Here is a 17,139-nt window from a genome sequence, read left to right as displayed (position 1 = left end):
AGACCACTGCAACAGCCGTAGATGCCAAATTTCATTTAATCGTCATATTGCCGTCATGGAAATCCGCGCCGGGCACGGTCTGCTGCAGAGCCGGTCAGAAGGGCTATAGTTGCCCGACCACCTAGCGAGGAGATCCGGATGTTCGAAGCCGCCGAGAACGAACACCTGCTCGACGAGGCCACCTACGATGCCAAGCTGCCCAAGCTGCGCGAGGCACTGCTGGCCGCCCAGTACGAACTCAAGGCGCAGGGGCGTTTCCCGGTGATCGTGCTGATCAATGGCATCGAGGGCGCCGGCAAGGGCGAGACGGTCAAGCTGCTCAACGAGTGGATGGATCCGCGCCTGATCCGGGTCGAGACTTTTCTGCAGCCCACCGTCGAGGAGCGCCAGCATCCGCCTGCCTGGCGTTACTGGCAGCGGCTGCCGGGCAAGGGCCGGACCGGTGTCTTCTTCGGCAACTGGTACAGCCAGATGCTGCATGCGCGGGTCAACAAGGAGCTCAGCCGCTTCGAGCTGGACGCCGCCATCGACCAGGCGGAGCGCTTCGAGCGGATGCTGGCGGACGAAGGCGCGCTGATCCTCAAGTTCTGGTTCCATCTGTCCAAGAGCCAGCTCAAGCAACGTCTGAAGCACCTCAAGAACGATCCCCGCCTAGGTTGGAAGCTCAGTCCGCTGGACTGGCGCCAGGCCCGGGTCTACGACCGCTTCGTCAAGCAGGGCGAACGCGTGGTGCGCCGCACCCATCACGACTACGCCCCCTGGCACGTGGTGCCCGGCTTCGACGAGCGCTTTCGCAGCCTGACCGTCGGCACCGTGCTGCTCAAGGCCTTGCAGCGCGCCCTGGCCAACAAGCCGCGCAAGCAGCGCCGGGCCGCCGCCGTGGTGTCGCCGCCGGTGGATGGTCGCGGTGTGCTGGAGGCCATGGACCTGACCCAGCGCCTGGACAAGGCCGACTACAACGATCAACTGCTCGCCGAACAGGCGCGCCTGGCCCGATTGCTGCGCGACAAGAAGTATCGCCGCCACGCCCTGGTGGCGGCCTTCGAGGGCAATGACGCCGCTGGCAAGGGCAGTGCCATCCGCCGTGTCACCGGCGCCCTGGACCCCCGCCAGTACCGCATCGTCCCGGTCGCCGCGCCCAGCGACGAGGAACTGGCCCAGCCCTATCTCTGGCGCTTCTGGCGGCATATTCCGCGGCAGGGCAACTTCACCATCTTCGATCGTTCCTGGTACGGCCGGGTACTGGTGGAACGGGTGGAAGAGCTGACGCCCATGGCCGATTGGCAGCGCGCCTATGGCGAGATCAACGAATTCGAGGAACAGCTCCACGACGCTGGCATCGTGCTGGCCAAGTTCTGGCTGGCCATCGACCAGGACACCCAGCTGGAGCGTTTCCGCGCTCGCGAGGAAACGCCCTTCAAGCGATTCAAGATCACCGAGGACGACTGGCGCAATCGCGACAAGTGGGACCTCTACAGCCAGGCCGTCAACGACATGGTGGTGCAGACCAGCACGGCTATCGCGCCCTGGACGCTGGTGGAGGCCAACGACAAGCGATTCGCGCGGGTCAAGGTGCTAAGGACACTCAACGAGGCGCTAGAAAGGGCGTATGACAAGGGCTGAGGTAAGCCCGGCTTTCGGTAAAAACGGTTGCTCAGCTCGTTATCGTGCTTTGGGGATACTTTTGTTTCGCCCCGCCGGGCGACTCACTTTTTTCAATCGCGGCTGCGCGCCCCGCACAAAAGTAAGCAAAAACGCTTGCCCCGCCATCCGGCCCCGGTTGCGCCGGGGTCCGCTCTCTCCATCGTCGCTCCAGGGGCCCGCCGCGAAGGGCCTTCCCTGGCCGTCGCGACTCTCGCTGCATCCATGCCGCTTGACCCCTTGCGCAACGATTGCGTTCGCCCTGCTGGAAGGGGCGTTATGCGCGCCTGAGGCTTGGGCGGTTAGGAGGGTATCGTCTTTGTGGCGGAGCGATGGACCATCCTGCAAAACCCAAACCCCAGAAACGAAAAAGCCCCGCCGAAGCGGGGCCTTTCTGCAACCGGATCAGTCGTTAGACGACTTGAACCTGGTCAGCTTGCATACCCTTCTGGCCTTTGACAGCCACGAAAGTGACCTTCTGGCCTTCGCTCAGGCTCTTGAAGCCGGCGCTTTCGATGGAGCGGTAGTGCACGAACAGGTCGGCGCCGCTTTCCGGGGTGATGAAGCCGTAGCCTTTCTCATCGTTGAACCACTTGACGGTGCCATTTTCACGATTGGACATGAGTATCTCCAGGTGTAGGGGGAACAACCACGTTAGCGAGACATTCGCTAGCGGGACTGTAATGCGAGAGTGAGACGAGCCAGGAGATGAAAATGAAGCAACATCAAGCAGGTATCGAGTAACTATTGCAGTAGCAGTGCCCACACCATACTCGCTTTCACGAGCTTGTATAGCCCTGATTCGCATATTTGTTGACCAATGGCGCTGCTTGCGCTGCCAGGGCGTCTCACTCAGGCTACGGATTCCCCTGCTCGAAAGAGACTCCGCATGGACAAGCTGCACCGGATCAAGGGGGCCTGGCCCTACCTGATCGCCGTCTTTCTCAACGCCTTCGTCGATCTTGGCCACAAGATCGTCATCCAGAACACCGTGTTCAAGGTCTATGACGGTTCCACCCAGGTGGTGCTGACCGCCCTGGTCAACGGCATGATGCTGTTGCCCTTCATCCTGCTGTTCAGTCCTTCCGGCCATGTGGCCGATCGCTTCGCCAAGGTCAGGGTATTGCGCCTTGGCGGTTGGGCGGCGGTGGCCATTACCCTCGGCATCACCCTGGCCTATTACGCCGGGCTGTTCGAGCTGGCCTTCGCCATGACGCTCTTGCTGGCCATCCAGGCGACCTTCTATTCGCCGGCCAAGTACGGCTATATCAAGGCGCTGTTCGGCAAGCAGCGGCTGGCCGAGGGCAACGGCCTGGTGCAGGCCAATTCCATCATCGCCATCCTGGCCGGCACCGTGGTCTTCACCGCTTTCTTCCAGCTGCACCTGGGCGAAGACCACGCCACGCCCCACGCCATCCTGCAGGACATCGCCCCGCTGGGCTGGCTGCTGGTGCTTTGCAGCCTGGCCGAGGTGGCGCTGCTCTATCGTCTGCCGATCCTGGAAGAACCCAAGGCGCGGCAGCCGTTCGACTGGCACGCCTATGTGCGGCTGCGCAGTGCCCGACGCAATCTGGCGGTGATCGGCGAGAATCCGGTGATCCGCCTGTCGATCATCGGCCTGGCGGTGTTCTGGTCGGTGGGCCAGGTGCTGCTGGCGAGCTTTCCGGCCTATGCCAAGGATCACCTGGGCATCGACAACGTGCTGCTGTTGCAGGGCATCCTGGCCTGCGCCGGGATCGGCATCGCCATCGGCTCGTCCCTGGCCAGCCGGGCCTCGCGTGGGCGCATCGAGACCGGGCTGATTCCGGTAGGCGCCCTGGGCATCGCCCTTGGCCTGTGGTGGCTGCCGGCGCCCAGTTCGGCCCTGGCGCATGCGCTCAATTTCGTCTTCATCGGCCTGATGGGCGGCCTGTTCATCGTTCCGCTCAATGCCCTGATCCAGTTCCATGCCCGCGAAGACCAGCTCGGTACGGTGCTGGCGGCCAACAACTGGGTGCAGAACGTGGCCATGCTGAGCTTTCTGGTACTCACCGCGGTGATTGCCCTGCTCGGCCTGGACAGTCGCTGGCTGCTCCTGCTGATCGCGGCCGTGGCCATGATCGGCGGGGCCTACACGGTGTGGAAGCTGCCCCAGAGTCTGGTGCGCTTCCTGCTCGGCCTGATGGTCACCCGTCACTACCGCATCCAGGTCCAGGGGCTGCAGAACCTGCCGGCGCAGGGCGGGGTGCTGCTGTTGGGCAACCACATCAGCTGGGTCGACTGGGCCATGGTGCAGATCGCCAGTCCGCGGCCGGTGCGCTTCGTGATGCTCAGGTCGATCTATGAGCGCTGGTACCTGAAGCCCTTCCTCAAGGCGATGGGGTGCCTGCCCATCGCCCAGGGCAGCGGCGCCGGCGCGGCGCTGGAACAGGTGGCTGGCCTGCTGAGTGCGGGGGAGGTGGTCTGCCTGTTCCCCGAAGGCGCCATCAGCCGTACCGGCCAGCTCGGCGAATTCCGCCGTGGCTACGAAAAGGCTTGCGAGCGGGTCGGCCCGGAGGTGCAGATCGTGCCCTTCTACCTGCGCGGCCTCTGGGGCAGCCAGTTCTCGCGTTCTTCGAGCAAGCTCAAGGAGCTGCGCGACAGCCCGCTGCACCGCGAGGTGGTGGTGGCCTTCGGCAGGGCGCTGCCCAAGGACACCCCGGCCGATGTGCTCAAGCGCCGCATCTTCGAATTGTCGATCCGCTCCTGGGAGCGCTATATGCAGGGCCTGCCGTCGCTGGCCGACGCCTGGGTCGCCAGTGTCAAGCGGCGACCCAACGGCCTGGCCCTGGTGGACGACCTGGGGGCGCCGCTCAAGGCCGCCCAGGCGCTCACCGGCGCCGCCTGCCTGGCGCGGCGGATGCGCAAGCGCCCCGATGCAAATCTTGGCCTGCTGCTGCCGACCAGCAGCGGCGGCATGCTGGCCAACATGGCGGTGCTGCTGGCTGGCAAGACGCTGGTCAACCTCAATTACACCGCCACGCCCGAGGCGCTGCGCTCCGGGCTGGATCAGGCCGGTATCCGTACCGTCTACACCTCCAAGCGGTTTCTCGAACGTCTGAAGAAACGCGGCCTGCCGGTGGATGAGTTGCTCAGTGGACGTGAGGTGGTGGATCTGGAGGAGCTTCGCGCCGGTATCGGCAAGGCCGAGTTGCTGGCCAACTGGCTGGCGGTGCGGCTGCTGCCCACCGCCATGCTGCAGGTGCTGGTGAGCCGCGCCCATGACCCCGAGGCCACCGCCGCCATCCTCTTCTCCAGTGGCAGCGAGGGCACGCCCAAGGGGGTGATGCTCAGCCATAGAAACATCATGGCCAACCTCAAGCAGACCTCGGACGTGCTCAACACCCAGGACGACGACGTCTTCATGGCGTCGCTGCCGCTGTTCCACGCCTTTGGTCTCACCGTGACCCAGTTCCTGCCGCTGATCGAAGGGCTGCCGGTGGCCTGCCAGGCCGATCCGACCGACGTGGCCGGCATCGCCAAGGCGGTAGCGACCCACCGCGCCACGGTGCTTTGCGGCACCTCCACCTTCCTGCGACTGTTCGTGCGCAACGCCAAGGTGCATCCGCTGATGCTGGAGAGTTTGCGCATCGTGGTGGCCGGTGCCGAGCGGCTGGATCCGGCGGTACGCGAGGCCTTCAAACTCAAGTTCAATCAGGACATCTACGAGGGGTACGGCGCTACCGAGACCGCCCCGGTGGCCTCGGTCAACCTGCCCGACGCCCTGGACGTCAGCTATCTGCAGGTGCAGCGCGGCGGCAAGCTCGGCACCGTGGGCATGCCCCTGCCGGGAACCGGACTCAAGATCGTCGATCCCCAGACCTTCGCCGAATTGCCCACTGGCGAGGCCGGCATGGTGCTGATCGGCGGGCCGCAGCTGATGCAGGGCTATCTGAACGATCCCGAACGCACCGCCAAGGCCATCCGTGAAATCGACGGCGAGCGCTGGTACGTGACGGGCGACCAGGGCCGGCTGGATGAAGATGGCTTTCTCACCATCGTCGATCGCTATTCGCGCTTCGCCAAGATCGGCGGCGAGATGGTCAGCCTGGGCGCTGTGGAGCAGGCCCTGGCCAAGGCGGTGGCCGATCCGGAGATCGAGCTGCTGGCGGTCAATCTGCCCGATGCCAGGAAGGGTGAGCGCATCGTGGTGCTGCACACCGGTGAGCTGGACGGCGCCACGGTAGAGAAGACCTTGCTGGCCCAGGGGGTGGGTGGACTGCTGTTGCCCTCGGTCTGGCTGGCGGTGGACAGCCTGCCGAAACTGGGCACCGGCAAGGCCGATGTGGCTGGCGCGAAACGCCTGGCGCAGACACTGTTGAGCGATGTGGGACAGGATCAGGAGGTAAATCGTTCGCCAGGTACCAGCGAACCCTAAAGCCTGGCGCCGTTCGGCCGATCATGAGGGGGCTAATCATCTTTTGAGGTGTCTCCGGTGAAGCTACGCTCCCTCAACATCGCCCCGCGCGCCCTGGTCGCCTTTGGCTTCTTCGCCTTGCTGGTGATCGGCCTCGGCCTGTTTTCCCTCGGTCAGAATCGTGTCATCAAGGAGGGCGAGGAGCAGATCGTCGGCAACGTGATTCCCAGCGTCCAGACCATCGGCGAGATTCGCGCCGATCTGCTGAGTCTGCGCATGCACAACCAGGCGTTGATGCTGGCCAGCTCCCAGGCCGAGACCCAGGCCGTGCACCAAAATATCGAGACGGCCAAGGCCGCCCTGGAAAAGCATGTGCGCCAATTCGAAGGCCTGCTGCTCACCGACCGGGGACGTGAGGTCTATAGCCGCATGACCAGCCAGCTGGCCACCTACCTGAACAACCAGGCCCGCTACCTGAAGGCACTGGACGACCAGAATGACACCGAGCTGCTCAAGCTCAGTGGCCAGGACGGCGAGATGGCCCACAGCGGCAACGCCCTGAGCGCCACCGTCAACGAGCTCGCCGGCCTGGTCGATGGCAAGGTCACGCGCCTGGCTGCCGCCTCCATGGCCACCTATCGCACCACCATCGCCATCACTGTGGCCGTGATGCTGGCAGCCCTGGCTGGCACCCTGCTGCTGGCCTGGCGCTTCACCCGCAGCCTCACCGGGCCGCTGGAAAAAGCCCTGGCGGTGGCTGAGCGGATCGCCGCCAACGACCTCAGCCGGTCGGTGGAGCAGGACGGGCGCGACGAACCCGGACGGCTGCTCGCCGCCATGGCGCGGATGCAGGACAACCTGCGCGGGACCCTGGAGCGGCTGACCCTGTCGTCCAACACCCTGGCATCCACCTCCGAGGAGATGTCGGCAGTCACCGAGACCGGCCTGCGCGGCATTCAGCGGCAGAACGACGAACTGGCCCAGGCCGCCACCGCGGTCAACCAGATGACCACCGCCGTAGAGGAGGTGGCGCGCAATGCCTCTGCCGCCAGCGCCGCTGCGCAGGACAGCCGCAGCTCCGCCGATCTGGGGCAGCGCCGGGTCGAGGAGACCCTGACCACCATCCACGCCCTGCACGCGGCCGTGGCCTCCAGCAGCGGCGAGATCGATGGCCTGGCCGCTCAGGTGCAGCGCATCAGCGGGGTGCTCGACGTCATCCGCGGCATCGCCGAGCAGACCAATCTGCTGGCGCTCAACGCTGCCATCGAAGCCGCCCGCGCGGGCGAGGCAGGCCGTGGCTTTGCCGTGGTGGCCGACGAGGTGCGGGCCCTGGCGGCCCGTACCCAGCAGTCCACCGGCGAGATCGAAGACATGATCGGCGCCATCCAGGGCGGCGCGGGCAAGGCGGTGGACGCCATGGCCACCAGCAATCAGCAGGCCGCTGCCTGCCTGGAGGTGGCTGCCGCCGCTGGCGAGGCCCTGGCCGAGATCGGCCGTCACATCGTGCAGATCACCGAACGCAACCTGAGCATCTCCGCCGCCACCGAAGAGCAGGCCCAGGTGGCCCGCGAGGTGGATCGCAACCTCACCAGCATTCGCGACCTGTCCACCCAGAACGCCGCAGGGGCCAGCCAGACCGCTACCGCCAGCACCGACCTGGCCCGCCTGGCCGGTGAGCTGAATGGCGCGGTGCGGCAATTCCGTCTCTGACCGCCAGGCGTGCGTCGGCCATACTTGAGGGCACTCCTGGCCGAACAGAGGTACCCGCGATGCGCCTGACCGTCTTCAGTACCCAGCCCTACGACCGCGACTCCCTGGAGGCGGTCGCCCGGGAGCGCCTGGCAGGGCGGGACGTGACCCTGGTCCACCAGCCGGTCGCCCTGTCGCTGTCCACCGCGATCCTGGCCGAAGGCAGCCAGGCGGTATGTGTCTTCGTCAACGACTGCCTCGACGCCGCCGTGCTGGAAGCCCTCCAGGGCCTGGGCGTACAGGCCGTGCTGCTGCGCTGCGCCGGCTACAACAACCTGGACCTGGCTGCGGCGCGCCGCCTCGGTCTGTTCGTGGCCCGGGTGCCGGCCTATTCGCCCGAAGCCGTGGCCGAACACGCCCTGGCGCTGCTGATGACCCTCAACCGCAAGACCCACCGTGCCTACAACCGGGTACGAGAGGGCAATTTCGCGCTGGACGGCCTGCTTGGCAGCACCCTGAATGGCAAGACCGTAGGGCTGGTCGGCCTCGGCCAGATCGGCCTGGCCACGGCGCGTATCTTCCATGGCCTGGGCTGCCGGGTACTGGGCCATGATCCGCAGCCGCCGGCCGCTTTCGCTGCCTATGGCGATGCCGTAGCGCTGGACGCCCTGCTGAATGAGGCGGATGTCATCAGCCTGCATTGCCCGTTGCTGGAGAGTACCCGCTACCTGATCGACGCCGTGGCCCTGGCGCGGATGAAGCCCGGGGCGGTACTGATCAATACCTCACGGGGCGCCCTGATCGACACCGAGGCGGTGATCCAGGCGCTCAAGCGCCGGCAGCTGGGCGGACTGGCCATTGACGTCTACGAGCAGGAGAGCGAGCTGTTCTTCCAGGATCGCTCCCACGACTACATCGACGATGATCTCTTCGTGCGCCTGATGACCTTTCCCAATGTACTGATCACCGGTCACCAGGGCTTCTTCACCGCCGAGGCCCTGCGCGAGATCGCCCTGGTCACTCTCGGCAACCTGGCAGACTTCCTCGACGGTCACGCCTGCCCCAATGCGCTCTAGCGGGCGATGTCCTCCAGTGCCCGGTTGCGGGTGCGCGGGCCGAACAGGCCAATGGTCAGCACCACGATCAGCATGCTGGCGACGATGAAGGCCAGCACGCCCGGCGTGCCCAGGCGCTCCAGCAGGGCGCCGATCAGCAGGCTGCTGAACACTGTGGACAACCGGCTGAAGGAATAGCAGAAGCCCACCGCCCGGGCGCGGATGGCGGTGGGAAACAGCTCGGCCTGGTAGGAGTGGAAGGCGAAGGTCAGCCAGGCGTTGCAGAAGGTGATGCCCACGCCGCAGAGGATCAGCCCCAGGGCGCCCTGCTGCAGGGCGAACAGGCCACCGAACACCACGGTGCCCAGGGCGGAACCGACGATCTGCCACTTGTTCTCGAAGCGATTGGCGATGCGCACGAACAGCAGCGGGCCCAGCGGATAGGCGAGGGTGATGACGAAGGCGTAGCCCAGGCTGTGGGTCAGGCTCACGCCCTGGCCGGAGAGCAGCGCCGGCAGCCAGTTGCCGAAGCCGAAGAAGCCAATGGCCTGGAACAGGTTGAAGACGATCAGCATCACCACCCGCCGCCGATAGGGTGGCTGCCAGAGGGCGGCGAAGCGGGCGCTTACCGCTCGTTCTTCCACTACCTCTGCAGGTGGCGGCAGCGGCTGGCCGCTATCGGCCTGGCAGGCGGCTTCCAGGCGCTCCACGCCGTGCTCGGCTTCATCCAGCCGCCCCTGTTGCGCCAGCCAGCGTGGCGATTCGGGCAGACGCTGGCGCAGCCACCAGATGAACAGGGCGAAGAGGGCGCTGGACAGCACCACCCAGCGCCAGCCGGAGATGCCCAGTGGCGCCTGGGGCACCAGCCACCAGGACAGCAGCGCCACGGCCGGCACTGACAGGAACTGGATGGCGAAGGCGAACGCGAAGGCCGAGGTACGCATGGCCTTGGGTACCAGCTCCGACAGATAGGCGTCGATGGTGACCAGCTCCAGGCCCAGGCCGATGCCGACCACGAAGCGCAAGGCGATCAGTCCCAGGGCGGTGGTCTGCAGACCCATGGCGAGGGTCGCCAGGGTGTAGCCGACCAGTGCCCAGGTAAAGATCGCCCGGCGCCCATAGCGGTCGGCAATAGGGCTGAGCAGGCTGGCACCGACGAACAGGCCGAGAAAGGTAGCCGCGGCGAAGGCCGCCTGATCGGAGATACCGAATACCCCGGCGGCACCAGTGTGAAAGACGCCGTCGCGCAGCAGACCTGGGCTGATGTAGGCGGTCTGGAACAGATCGTAGAGTTCGAAGAAGCCGCCGATGGACAGGAGCGCGACCAGCCGCCAGAGCGTGCGGGTGGCCGGCAGGCGATCGAGGCGCGCCGACAGGGTGGCAGCTCGGGAAGCGCCGGGCAGGGCGGCGGTGCTGGTGAAAACTGGTTGAGCAGAAGGCATGGGACGCTATCCAGAGAACAGTCGTCCTACAGCTTACGGAGCAACCCCCGCTGAATGTTGCCAAATATTTCCTTTTTACAAGGGGTATTTGGCAGGATCTAGCGCCTGAATGCCTGATTCTGGCAGTAACGTGTGCGGATCAAGGTACCAGCGCCAGTGCGGTGCGCAAGTCGACCACCAATACATCCAGATAGCCGCCCTGCAGGGCGCCACGGATGGCGTTGACCTTGCGCAGGCCGCCGGCGAGGCCGACGACGCGGTCGATCTTCAGCAACTGCGGCAGGCTCACCGAGACCACGGTTTCTTCGCTGTCGTCCAGCACCGGGCGGCCCTGGGCGTCAAAATACCTCAGGCAGATGTCGCCCACTGCGCCCCGCGCGGCGAGCACCTCCAGCATGGCTTCGCCATGGTAGTTGCCGCTGTTGCGTAGCAGCTGCGAGGGCTCCAGCTCGCCGATGCCGACCAGGGCCACGGTAAGTCGGGCGAAGCGCTCGGTGACCTCGCGCACCTCGTCCAGCTGCAGGATGCGCTGACGACTTTCCGGTGAGTGCTCGATGCTCTGCGACGGCAGCAGATAGGCGGGACAGCCCAGCAGATTGGCCAGCTGCTGGGTCAGCAGGGTGGCCTCGAAGGCGCCCTTGTTGCCGACGCCGCCCAGCAGCTGCACCACTTCGGTCGCGCCCTGGCGACTGCTGCCACGGTGCATGTGGCCCACCATGGCGCGGATCGTGGAGCTCCAGGAGGAGATACCGATATGGTCGCGCTCGGTGACGCTGGTTTCCAGGTAGTGGGCGGCGGCCGAGCCGATGGCCTGCTTGATGGCTTCTTCGTCGTCGCCAGTGGGCTCAACCACGATAGCCTGGCGAATACCGTAGCGCTGCTGCAGCTGACGTTCCAGTTCGAGATGGAAGTTGCGCGGCCGCTGTACCGAGATACGGACGATGCCCTCCTTGAGCGCTCGACTCAAGGCGCGGCTGACGAAGGATTGCGATAGGTCGAGCTGAGCGGAGATCTGCGACTGCTTGAGCCCTTCTTCATAGTAGAGCGAGGCGATTTTGGTCAGCAGGCGTTGTTCTTCGAGGTTACTCATCCAGATTCCCGGTACCAGCGGATACGCCGCACTCGCGGCTGCCGGCCCGAACCGAGAGGTCCTCGGGTCGCGACGAACCACCGAAAAGCAGGCACGTACCTGTTAGAAAGGCGCATTTTCCCGCTATTTTTGCTCAGCCTGCCCTTCAGCGCCAAGGCTTTTGCAGCCCAGGCGCTGGAGAAACGTCGCAGGCCTGCTCATTAGCTTGCGAGCGAGTGTCGAACAGAATGAAAAGACCCAAGGAGGCAGCGTTTGTGAAGGGTAAGGTGCATCCGAACGGCCTCTAAGAGCTGTTTGACTGGCCGCAGCCCTTATCAACCGGTGCTCAGGACATGATCAGGCCACCATCCACATTGATGGCCTGGCCGGTGATATAGGCCGCGTCTGCCGAAGCCAGAAAGGCCACCAGGCCGGCCACGTCGGCCGGGGTACCGGCGCGCTTCATGGGGATGTTGCCGACCCATTCGGTCATCAGTTCGCCCTGACCATAGCGCTTTTCCGGGGTGGAGAGGATCTCGCCCCAGACCCGGTCGTTGTAGTCCCACATCTCGCTTTCGATGATGCCTGGGCAGAAGGCATTGACCGTGATGCCATGGCGCGCCAGTTCGTGGGCCAGGCTCTGGGTGATGCCAATGACGCCCATCTTGCTCGCCGCATAGTGAGGCGTGTAGATGAAGCCCTGGCGACCCTGGCCGGAGCTGGTGTTGATCAGCCGCCCGCCATGGCCAGCGGCGACCATGCGCTTGGCCGCTTCGCGGCAGCACAGCCAGACGCCGGTGGTGTTGACCTGCAGGACGCGGTCGAAGTCCTCGCGCGGCATGCGGTCGAAGGCATCGATGGTAATGATGCCGGCGTTTTGCACCGAGACGTCGATGCGCCCGAAGCGGGCTTCGGCCTGGGCATAGAGGTCGGCCACCGCCGCCTCGTCGGTGATGTCCACCACCAGCGGCAGGACCTCGGCGCCGGTATCGGCCACCAGCCGTGCAGCGGTCTCATGCACCCGCTCGGCATTGGACACCAGCACCAGATTGGCACCCTCACGACCGAAGCGTTCGGCGATACCCTCGCCGATGCCCCGGCAACCGCCGGTTATCACTACGGTTTGACCAGCGAAGCGACGTTCCACGTGAAACCTCCTAGAGCGGCTGGCGATCCGGCGCGCGTGATCGCCAGCGGGTTGTTACCAGCAGACGAAACCGCCATCGACGATCAGGTCGACGCCGGTACAGAAGGACGCGGCAGGGCTGCACAGGAAGATCGCTGGGCCGACCATTTCTTCCACCTCGGCCATGCGGCCCAGCGGGGTGGTCTGCTCGAAGATCTTGACCTGGTCGGCCACCTCCGGACGGGTATTCATGGGGGTGGCGGTGTAGCCGGGGCTGATGCAGTTGACCCGGATGCCGCGCTCGGCCCATTCCATGGCCAGGCTCTTGGTCAGGTGGATGACCCCGGCCTTGGAGGTGTTGTAATGGGCCTGCAAGAGGCCACGGTTGACGATGCTGCCGGACATGGAGGCGATGTTGACGATGGCACCCTTGCCGCGCGGCAACATGACCCGCGCCTGGGCCTGGCAGCTGAGCATCACGCCGGTGAGGTTGATGTCGAGCATGCGCTGCCAGCGCTCCAGCTCCAGCTCCTCGGCCGCTTGGGCGTTGGCGATGCCGGCGCTGTTGACGGCCAGGCTCAGGGGGCCGAGTTCGACTTCGGTGCGGGCCACGGCGGCTTCCAGGTCAGCGGCGCTGGTCACCGAGCCTTCCAGGGCCAGGGCGCGGCGGCCATGGGCCTGGATGCGCTCGACGGTGCCGGCAAGGTCGCGGCTACCGGGCAGGTCGAAGCAGGCCACGTTGGCGCCGGCCTCGGCGAGCCCGACGGCGATGGCCTGGCCGATGCCGCTGCCGGCACCGGTGACGAAGGCGGTCTGGCCGCCGAGATCGAAGAGACGCATTGGAGAACTCCTAGTCAGGCGGTAGCCAGTTCCATCACGGCCACGGGTGTGGCCTGTTCACGTTCGAGAATGCCCATCTGCTGGCCACGGCTCATCACCATGACCCGGTGCGACAGGCCGAGTACCTCGTCCAGATCCGAGCTGACCACGATCACCGCCATGCCAGTGGCGGCCAGTTCGGCGATCACCTGGTAGATGGCGGCCCGGGCGCCGACGTCGATGCCGCGGGTGGGCTCGTCAAGGATGAAGACCTTGGGATTGCGCGCCAGCCACTTGGCGATGATCACCTTTTGCTGGTTGCCACCGGAGAGGGCGGCGATGGCCTGCTCCGGCTGACCCTTGACACCGAGGCGCGCCACCGCCTTGCGGGCGAAGGCACGCAGGCCGCTGGGAGAGACCCAGCCACCACCGGAGAGCAGGTCGGTATTGCCATAGATGAGGTTTTCCTCGATGGCATGGTCGACCACCACACCCTGCTGCTTGCGATCCTCGGGGACCAGTACGATGCCGGCGCGGATGGCGTCGAAGGGCGAGGCGAAGCGGCAGGTCTGGCCTTCCAGCGCCAGCTCGCCGGTGACCTGTTCGGCGGCGCCGGCTATGGCGCGGACCAGCTCGGTACGACCGGCGCCGACTACCCCGGCCACGCCAAACACCTCGCCGGCACGCACGCTGAAATCGATGTCCTTGAGCGGCATTTCGCGGCAGCTCAGGCCTTTCACCCGGAGCACCTCGCGGGCGGCGGGCGCCGCCATGGCCGGAAAGATGCGCTCCACGCTGCGCCCGACCATCTCTTCCACCAGTTGCCGCACCGGTACCTGGGCGGTGGCGTGCAGGGCGATCTGGCGCCCGTCGCGCAACACCAGCACCCGGTCGGCGATCCGCGCGATTTCTTCCAGGCGATGGCTGATGTAAATGAAGGAGACGCCTTCGGCCTTGAGCCGCTCGACTTGGGCGAACAGCAGTTCGGTCTCTTCGCCGCCGAGCGCTGCGGTGGGTTCGTCGAGGATCAGCAGGCGCGCCTTGAGGGTCAGCGCCTTGGCGATTTCCACCAGCTGCTGGGCGGCCACGCTGAGGCCGGCCACGGTGCGTGTAGCGGGTACCTTCAGCCCCAGGCGATCCAGCTGCCGCTGGGCCTCGGTCTCCATGAAGGTGCGATCGATGCGGCCGCCGCGCATGGGCAGGCGGCCAACGAACATGTTTTCGGCGATGGTCAGCTCCGGCAGCAGGCGGATCTCCTGGTGGATCAGGCCGATGCCCGCAGCCAGGGCGGCGCCGGGGGAATCCGGAGCGTAGTCCCGACCCAGCCAGGTCATGCGACCACCTGCTTCCGGCGGCACCAGGCCGGCGATGATGGAGGACAGGGTGGACTTGCCAGCGCCGTTCTCGCCGAGCAGGGCCAGGACTTCACCGGGCTGGATGTCGACGTCTACCCCCGCCAGCACCTCGATGCCGGCGTATTTCTTGCCGATGTTTCTCAGGCTGAGGGCGGCGGGCTGTTCCAGGGGCATGACGGCGGACATGGGGCCTCCGAAGGGGGGAGCTGAACCGGTGCCTCCATTGCAAGGCACATAAGGCATGGGCTGGATGCGGCGGGCGCTGCCCGCCACTGGCCAGTCCCACCGTTACGGATGGTTCTCGATGAAGGGGGCGACGTTGTCCTTGGTGGTCAGGATCGCCTCCTGCAACTGCTCCTTGGGCAGCTGCTTGCCTTCCTTGAGCGCTACCGCCGATTCCAGTGCCATGCGACCCATCTTGCGGGTCTGCTGGGTCATGGTGGCGGACAGGGTGCCGGCGGCCACCGCCTTGAGACCGGCCACGTCGCCGTCGAAGCCGACGATGGTCACCGGATGATCGAGGTTGGCCACCTTGACCGCCTGGGCAGCGCCAAGGGCCATGGCGTCGGCGCGACCAAAGAAGACGTTGATGTTGGGATCACGCTGGAGCATGTCCTGAGCCACGGCGAAGCCCTTGTCCTGGGCCCACTCGGCAGGCTGCTGGGCAACCACCTTCAACTCGGGAAACTTGGCCAGGCCTTCGGAAAAGCCCTTGGCGCGATCGTTTTCCGGCGTGGTGCCGATCTGGCCCTGGAGGATGGCTACGCGGCCCTTGCCTTCGGTGACCTTGCCGACGTATTCGGCCAGGGTGCGGGCGGCGGCGACGCTGTCGCTGGCGATGAAGGTGTCACCGGGGGCGTCGGGGGCATTACGGTCCACTGCCACCACCGGGATGCCGGCGGCCTTGGCCGCCTTGACCGGGACGCCGGCGGCGGTAGCGCCGGCCGGAATGTAGATCAGGGCGTCTACCTGGCGGGTGATCAGGTCCTGGATCTGGTTGACCTGGGTCGCCGAGTTGCCCTGGGCGTCCACGGTGATCACCTTGATGCCCTTGGCCTTGCCCTCGGCTTCGACGGCCTGCTTGATCTGGTTGAAGAAGTCGGCCTGCAGGTTGGCCACGGCCAGGCCCACGGTGAGTTCCTTGGCCTGGGCATTGAGGGCACCGGCACAGGTTATGGCGGCGAACAGGGTACCGAGCAATAGCTTCTTGGGGGTCAGCATGGATTGCACTCCGTTGTTATTGTTGTACTGCGGTGTCTACGCGAAGCAGAGCTAACTCAGCGCTGCCCGTTACGGCGGCGCAAGGTGTCCAGGGTGACGGCCAGGGCGATGACGATGCCGATGATCACCTGCTGCACGAAGGGCGAGACCCCCAGCAGATTCAGGCCATTGCGTAGCACGCCGATGATGAGCACGCCCACCAGGGTGCCGCCGACACTGCCCACGCCGCCGCTGAGGCTGGCGCCGCCGATCACCACCGCGGCGATGGCATCCAGCTCCATGGACAGGCCGGCGCTGGGCTGGGATGAATCCAGCCGCGCGGCCATGGCCACCGCGGCCAGCCCGGCCAGGGCACCGCTTAGGGCATAGATCCAGATGGTGAGGGTGCGTACCTTGATGCCCGACAACCGTGCCACCTCGGCGCTGCCGCCCATGGCATAGAGGTTGCGGCCACCGGCGCGAAAGCGCAGGAAGACCCAGGCCACCAGCAGCATCAGCAGGAACAGCCCGACGGTGACCGAGAGGAAGCCGAAGTGCCGCACCGTGGCCAGGTTGGTGAACCAGTCCGGGAAGCCGACGATCTGGCGGCCGTCGGTAAGGATGTTGGCCAGGCCCCGAGCCACCGACATCATGGTCAGGGTGGCGATGAAGGCGGGCAGCCGTGCCTTGGCGATCAACAATCCTGATACCAGGCCGCACACCAGGCCGCCGAGGATGGCGGCAGGAATCGCCAGGCCTAGCGACCAGCCCATGTCCTGGTAGAGCCAGCCCAGCAGCATCATCGCGAAGGCCAGCACCGAGCCCACCGAGAGGTCGATGCCACCGATGACGATGACTAGGGTCATGCCGATGGCCAGGATGCCGAGCACGGTCACCTGGTCGAGGATGTTGAGGGCGTTGCGCAGGGAGAAGAAGTACTCCGAGGCAAAGGAGAACACGGCGATCAGCAGCGCCAGTCCGATCAACGGACCACCGACGTTGCGCGGCAGGCGCAGTGCCAGGCGGGCCAGGGGCTTGGCGGGTGGCGAGGCGGTCGGGGCTTTGGCGTCCACGAGCTTCTCCTGGGGTTATTGTTCTTGTGTATGGCTCGCTTGAATATTTATGCGTGCCTGATTTTTAATTCAGACTCCCCCTGTTCTGGGTGGAAGTCAAGCGGCTTTTCATTGCCGCTTTCTTAACGCGATGGCCTCGGCAATCCCGCATACAGCCGCGCATCCTATCGGCTCCGCCCGACGATAACGTCGCTCCGTCGCTATTGACGGCCCCCTGGATTGAGGTCTAAATGATAAATATATTTTCAGTGACGAATAAATATTCATAAGACGCCCACTGAAACCTTGGCAGGCG

Annotated in this window: 12 protein-coding genes and 1 pseudogene; 5 read left to right on the top strand and 8 right to left on the bottom strand. The window is 65.6% G+C overall.

Features of this window, described 5'->3' with window-relative positions:
- Positions 1–138 precede the first annotated feature (138 nt).
- Entirely contained in the window at positions 139–1,623 is a 1,485-nt protein-coding gene (gene pap, locus ACUCV0_RS12100; protein WP_059313051.1) for a polyphosphate:AMP phosphotransferase, read from the top strand.
- Positions 1,624–2,053: 430 nt separating this feature from the next.
- Here the strand turns inward: pap and ACUCV0_RS12095 are convergent, their stop codons facing one another.
- A complete protein-coding gene (locus ACUCV0_RS12095) occupies positions 2,054–2,263 on the bottom strand; it encodes a cold-shock protein (RefSeq protein ID WP_007160189.1) in 210 nt (69 codons plus the stop codon).
- 267 nt (positions 2,264–2,530) lie between these two features.
- Between ACUCV0_RS12095 and ACUCV0_RS12090 the strand changes: the two genes are divergently transcribed.
- From ACUCV0_RS12090 to ACUCV0_RS12075, 4 genes and pseudogenes are all read left to right on the top strand, one after another.
- Positions 2,531–6,037 (top strand): acyl-[ACP]--phospholipid O-acyltransferase, encoded by a 3,507-nt coding sequence (locus ACUCV0_RS12090; RefSeq protein ID WP_482212802.1) that lies wholly within the window; start codon positions 2,531–2,533, stop codon positions 6,035–6,037.
- Positions 6,038–6,085: 48 nt separating this feature from the next.
- Positions 6,086–6,820, top strand: a pseudogene (locus ACUCV0_RS12085) (MCP four helix bundle domain-containing protein); the annotation flags it as partial.
- A 33-nt stretch (positions 6,821–6,853) separates the two neighbouring features.
- Positions 6,854–7,726 (top strand): methyl-accepting chemotaxis protein, encoded by an 873-nt coding sequence (locus ACUCV0_RS12080; RefSeq protein ID WP_423815120.1) that lies wholly within the window; start codon positions 6,854–6,856, stop codon positions 7,724–7,726.
- Between the two features lie 59 nt (positions 7,727–7,785).
- Entirely contained in the window at positions 7,786–8,781 is a 996-nt protein-coding gene (locus ACUCV0_RS12075; RefSeq protein WP_482212801.1) for a 2-hydroxyacid dehydrogenase, read from the top strand.
- Here the strand turns inward: ACUCV0_RS12075 and ACUCV0_RS12070 are convergent.
- The 7 genes from ACUCV0_RS12070 to ACUCV0_RS12040 form a co-directional block, all read right to left on the bottom strand.
- Positions 8,778–10,202, bottom strand: coding sequence for an MFS transporter (locus tag ACUCV0_RS12070; protein ID WP_313649272.1), 1,425 nt, complete (start codon positions 10,200–10,202; stop codon positions 8,778–8,780). The two genes, ACUCV0_RS12075 and ACUCV0_RS12070, sit on opposite strands and share 4 nt — an antisense overlap.
- A 139-nt stretch (positions 10,203–10,341) precedes the next feature.
- Complete coding sequence (locus tag ACUCV0_RS12065; protein ID WP_313649271.1) at positions 10,342–11,292, bottom strand: sugar-binding domain-containing protein; 951 nt, start codon at positions 11,290–11,292, stop codon at positions 10,342–10,344.
- A 325-nt stretch (positions 11,293–11,617) separates the two neighbouring features.
- Positions 11,618–12,418, bottom strand: coding sequence for an SDR family oxidoreductase (locus ACUCV0_RS12060; protein ID WP_271653515.1), 801 nt, complete (start codon positions 12,416–12,418; stop codon positions 11,618–11,620).
- 54 nt (positions 12,419–12,472) lie between these two features.
- Positions 12,473–13,237 (bottom strand): SDR family oxidoreductase, encoded by a 765-nt coding sequence (locus tag ACUCV0_RS12055; protein ID WP_271653516.1) that lies wholly within the window; start codon positions 13,235–13,237, stop codon positions 12,473–12,475.
- Positions 13,238–13,251: 14 nt separating this feature from the next.
- A complete protein-coding gene (locus tag ACUCV0_RS12050) occupies positions 13,252–14,757 on the bottom strand; it encodes a sugar ABC transporter ATP-binding protein (RefSeq protein ID WP_271653517.1) in 1,506 nt (501 codons plus the stop codon).
- 102 nt (positions 14,758–14,859) lie between these two features.
- Positions 14,860–15,792, bottom strand: a complete 933-nt coding sequence (locus ACUCV0_RS12045; protein ID WP_313649269.1) for a substrate-binding domain-containing protein — start codon at positions 15,790–15,792, stop codon at positions 14,860–14,862.
- A gap of 56 nt (positions 15,793–15,848) precedes the next feature.
- Positions 15,849–16,844 (bottom strand): ABC transporter permease, encoded by a 996-nt coding sequence (locus ACUCV0_RS12040; RefSeq protein ID WP_434775396.1) that lies wholly within the window; start codon positions 16,842–16,844, stop codon positions 15,849–15,851.
- Between the last annotated feature and the right edge of the window lie 295 nt (positions 16,845–17,139).

It is taken from the genome of Pseudomonas sp. VMV1 (assembly GCF_056790235.1).
Note: the sequence above shows the minus strand (reverse complement) of the source record. Positions and strands in the feature narration are given on the sequence as shown.

What these genes read in the sequence shown, in the direction of transcription:
- pap (WP_059313051.1), top strand. Translation starts at nt 139, where the DNA reads ATGTTCGAAGCCGCCGAGAACGAACACCTGCTCGACGAGGCCACCTAC.
- ACUCV0_RS12095 (WP_007160189.1), bottom strand. Translation starts at nt 2,263, where the DNA reads ATGTCCAATCGTGAAAATGGCACCGTCAAGTGGTTCAACGATGAGAAA.
- ACUCV0_RS12090 (WP_482212802.1), top strand. Translation starts at nt 2,531, where the DNA reads ATGGACAAGCTGCACCGGATCAAGGGGGCCTGGCCCTACCTGATCGCC.
- ACUCV0_RS12080 (WP_423815120.1), top strand. Translation starts at nt 6,854, where the DNA reads ATGGCGCGGATGCAGGACAACCTGCGCGGGACCCTGGAGCGGCTGACC.
- ACUCV0_RS12075 (WP_482212801.1), top strand. Translation starts at nt 7,786, where the DNA reads ATGCGCCTGACCGTCTTCAGTACCCAGCCCTACGACCGCGACTCCCTG.
- ACUCV0_RS12070 (WP_313649272.1), bottom strand. Translation starts at nt 10,202, where the DNA reads ATGCCTTCTGCTCAACCAGTTTTCACCAGCACCGCCGCCCTGCCCGGC.
- ACUCV0_RS12065 (WP_313649271.1), bottom strand. Translation starts at nt 11,292, where the DNA reads ATGAGTAACCTCGAAGAACAACGCCTGCTGACCAAAATCGCCTCGCTC.
- ACUCV0_RS12055 (WP_271653516.1), bottom strand. Translation starts at nt 13,237, where the DNA reads ATGCGTCTCTTCGATCTCGGCGGCCAGACCGCCTTCGTCACCGGTGCC.
- ACUCV0_RS12050 (WP_271653517.1), bottom strand. Translation starts at nt 14,757, where the DNA reads ATGTCCGCCGTCATGCCCCTGGAACAGCCCGCCGCCCTCAGCCTGAGA.
- ACUCV0_RS12045 (WP_313649269.1), bottom strand. Translation starts at nt 15,792, where the DNA reads ATGCTGACCCCCAAGAAGCTATTGCTCGGTACCCTGTTCGCCGCCATA.